5 protein-coding genes and 1 tRNA gene are annotated in these 2995 nt (G+C 45.1%); all 6 read right to left on the bottom strand.

Annotated elements, in window-relative coordinates:
* Nucleotides 1-212: 212 nt before the first annotated feature.
* The 6 genes from WMO65_RS25895 to WMO65_RS25915 all read right to left on the bottom strand — a co-directional run bounded on the left by WMO65_RS25895 (nt 213) and on the right by WMO65_RS25915 (nt 2733).
* Nucleotides 213-285, bottom strand: a tRNA-Asn gene (locus WMO65_RS25895).
* A gap of 786 nt (nt 286-1071) precedes the next feature.
* On the bottom strand, nt 1072-1464 hold the full coding sequence (locus WMO65_RS25900) for a hypothetical protein (protein WP_349064824.1): 393 nt from the start codon (nt 1462-1464) through the stop codon (nt 1072-1074).
* A 9-nt stretch (nt 1465-1473) separates the two neighbouring features.
* Nucleotides 1474-1761: a hypothetical protein gene (locus WMO65_RS25905; protein ID WP_349064826.1), complete on the bottom strand. Its 288-nt coding sequence runs from the start codon at nt 1759-1761 to the stop codon at nt 1474-1476.
* On the bottom strand, nt 1758-1961 hold the full coding sequence (locus tag WMO65_RS26685; protein WP_435380261.1) for an NrdR family transcriptional regulator: 204 nt from the start codon (nt 1959-1961) through the stop codon (nt 1758-1760). The genes WMO65_RS25905 and WMO65_RS26685 overlap by 4 nt, the downstream gene beginning before the upstream one ends.
* A gap of 1 nt (nt 1962) precedes the next feature.
* Nucleotides 1963-2088, bottom strand: a complete 126-nt coding sequence (locus tag WMO65_RS25910) for a hypothetical protein (RefSeq protein WP_349064827.1) — start codon at nt 2086-2088, stop codon at nt 1963-1965.
* 372 nt (nt 2089-2460) lie between these two features.
* Nucleotides 2461-2733, bottom strand: a complete 273-nt coding sequence (locus WMO65_RS25915; protein WP_343310131.1) for a hypothetical protein — start codon at nt 2731-2733, stop codon at nt 2461-2463.
* Nucleotides 2734-2995: the final 262 nt, after the last annotated feature.

Below are 2995 nucleotides of genomic sequence, written 5' to 3' on the forward strand. Positions count from 1 at the left end.
AAATATATTTTCTTTCATTTTATACTAGGTTTGATAAAATTGCAACAAAATACCCCGTATTTCCACGGGGTATTGTCAAAAAATGTATTTGGTGGTACGCCAAAGGCGATTACTTACCCCAGGGGATAATCCTGGAGGCCACGGCAGCACATAGTGCACATCATGCTGTCGTACTCCCTGCCTCTCCGGAGATCCGGTGGCAGATAAGCTTACTGGGAATGTTGGATTTGAACCAACGACACTGCGGTTAACAGCCGCATGCTCTACCGACTGAGCTAATCCCCAACATTGCACCGCCGAAACGGTGCTGTTATCCCAGACCTGGGACATGCAGTTTAAAGTATATGCACTGCAAACTTACCCCGGACACCAGGGAATCTTGTTCTCTCTATAAACTGCTTACACTTCCAGAGCACTACCCGTAATTGCCGGACTACTGCAATCACCGGCCAGTCTCATCTATTACGGATAAAGTTTTTTACAGCTTTATAGCATTGCAGGACTTCAAGCTGTGCAGAAATATGTTTTTCCGCTTTTGGTATCAGAACCCCCTCACAACTCCACCCAGGGACGTCTTCCATGTTCTTTACGCCACACCGCTTTCTTGTCGTTGGTATCACGACAATGATACAGATGTTTTGCTTTATACTTATCACTGCCCGGCTCTTCTGTCCGTGGCAGCGGAGAGGTTGTAGTTAATCGGTTCCCCCAGCGGCGGGTTCACCTCGCTCATAAAATCATACAAGATATAGCAGCACGCAACCCACCCCGTACTGCTCCGGCGACCATCAGTTCCCTGCTTCGCCCCTACCCAAATGCCCTTTAGGCTATGTCTTCTCTCGGCAGTCCTGGAATACTCGACGTTAATCTACTCCTTTACGGAACCATGCTGCCTATACGCCTTACTGCGCAGTGCCTGACGTACCTATGCGGTACCGGCTAATCAGCCGCGGAGCTATGACACCCCGCAGCCGAGCTTTCAAACGGAGGATATTTTTTTATATACTTCTATGCTTCATATTATAAGTCAATCCCCACAGTATGTCAAGTGTTTTATAACAAATATATCAGCTAGAACACATTATTAAAATGCACCTTGCAAATCTGTTCGCATTCCCACATGGAAAGCCTGACCACTGCCGCCGTTTCAACAATATCAAAGCAGTGTATATACCTGTAAGACAGTACGGCTTTTATATATCCATCAGGTATTGACTTGATATAATCGCAGGCTTTCTCAATCAGTTCCCGGTTTTCCTTCCGTAACGCTGATATCATACGCTCTAAATCTACTTTTTCTTCTACCATAGCCATACCGGATTGAGTTCCACCCATCCCATGAGGCATTCCATCGGATTGCACAGCAGAGATACCATAGGAGCCGCATAAGTCCTCATATTTTGCCTTTAACTGTACAAGCCTACGTTTATTCACGCCTATCTGTTTCAGCTCTTTCTCGGTCATAAATAGGATTCACCTCCTGTCCAATTTTTGAAGGAAGTCATTGTACTGATAGCTCTCCTGCACCCCTGTCGCATGTTTTAGTAGAATGTGGTGCTCATACAGGTTAACGACCTGCATCCGGCGGCTTACCTTTACGGTCCTCCGTCCCTCGTCCTTAATGTCTATAATGATATGTACTGTCTCTCCGCGCTTTACGCCGTACCGCTTTTCCCGCGCCCTTATGTTTTCTTCCCGCCTGATCGCGGGTAATGCCTGATCGTATGTAGGGTCCGGGCAGCCTGATCCGTTTCTTATCATCTATTTTTCTCCTCTCCATGTATTCCAAAACTGTCATTTTTTCGTGTCTTTACGTCCTCCCAAAATGTTTCTGTGGTCTTAAACCGATATCCGCAGGCTGTGCACTGCCTCCTTCGCATGACCATATGCCCACCTGGGGTTTCCTCACTGTCCGTTACCTGCGTTTTGCCGCCGCATTTTTTACACTTCATGATTCGCATTTCATAAAATTGTAAGTGCTGCCAACATCCCAAGCGCTACGCCAACTCCTATCCATATACCGACATTTAAATATGCCACTGATTCCTTTATGTATTCTTTAATTATTTTTTCATGGTGTACCTCCATTGTCACCTCTAAATTTAATTGTCGGTACTGGCTCCCAGCTTTGGCATACAGCCCAATCAATGCCCCCGACTGGCATCCGCATATGGCGCGGCACTCCCGTTGCGTTCCGGCGCGTTATCTGCTCACCCTCTTTTTTATTGCCTATCTGGTTTTTGCTCCAGAGATTTTTTTTACAAGGTCCCTCTTTCGTCCTTGCCCCGTATTGCCGTTAGGTCAGCATTTAACTTTATCTCCCTGTACGCTCTCATGTATTTCTGCATATACCACCGTTCGCATTCTCGGCAATAGCTGTTCCGGCGGTTACGCTTTTTCATCAGCCGGAACTCTGTCTCCTCTTTTTTGGCTCGACATATGCTACATATCCTCATCTTGTTAATCCTCATTACCGTTTTTAAGCAACCATTGGAAAGCCAGACGGTTTACCATATGCGTAAATCCTATAAGGTCCATATCATCATCACCAGTTATAAAAGTATACAAGAGATGTACTGCTATAATCATTGCGGTAAAGTCATCTGTAAGGTTCTCCTCTTTCAGTTCTATTTTGGGCATTTCCGTGCCTTCTCTTTCATCTACATCTAAATATAAGTCTCTCAATGCTGTCACAAACTTTTCTATTCTTTTATCAAATTCATTTTTGTTCATTTTTATTTTCCTTTCACAATTCTTTTATCTTTTCACCACAGTTTCATCACATTTTCCCGGTATAGTAATACTCAACAAAGGGCGATAACCTTTTTCATATAGACTTTTCTTTTTCATACTGCCGGGCCTGCTGACCCGGCCCTCCTTTTTTAAACTACTCCTCCATGCTCTCCATAAACTCCTTGTAGCACTCCGTGCACCCCAGAGTATCCACCAGACTACATGCTATGTACCCGTCCTGATACACTGCCACATTGCACTT

This window comes from Blautia caccae (assembly GCF_040095955.1).
GTDB classification, from domain to species: Bacteria; Bacillota; Clostridia; order Lachnospirales; family Lachnospiraceae; genus Blautia; species Blautia celeris.

Excerpts from the sequence above, each read along its gene's own strand:
- WMO65_RS25905 (WP_349064826.1), bottom strand. The coding sequence starts at position 1,761 with ATGATAAGAAACGGATCAGGCTGCCCGGACCCTACATACGATCAGGCA.
- WMO65_RS25915 (WP_343310131.1), bottom strand. The coding sequence starts at position 2,733 with ATGAACAAAAATGAATTTGATAAAAGAATAGAAAAGTTTGTGACAGCA.
- WMO65_RS25900 (WP_349064824.1), bottom strand. The coding sequence starts at position 1,464 with ATGACCGAGAAAGAGCTGAAACAGATAGGCGTGAATAAACGTAGGCTT.
- WMO65_RS26685 (WP_435380261.1), bottom strand. The coding sequence starts at position 1,961 with ATGCGAATCATGAAGTGTAAAAAATGCGGCGGCAAAACGCAGGTAACG.
- WMO65_RS25910 (WP_349064827.1), bottom strand. The coding sequence starts at position 2,088 with ATGGAGGTACACCATGAAAAAATAATTAAAGAATACATAAAGGAATCA.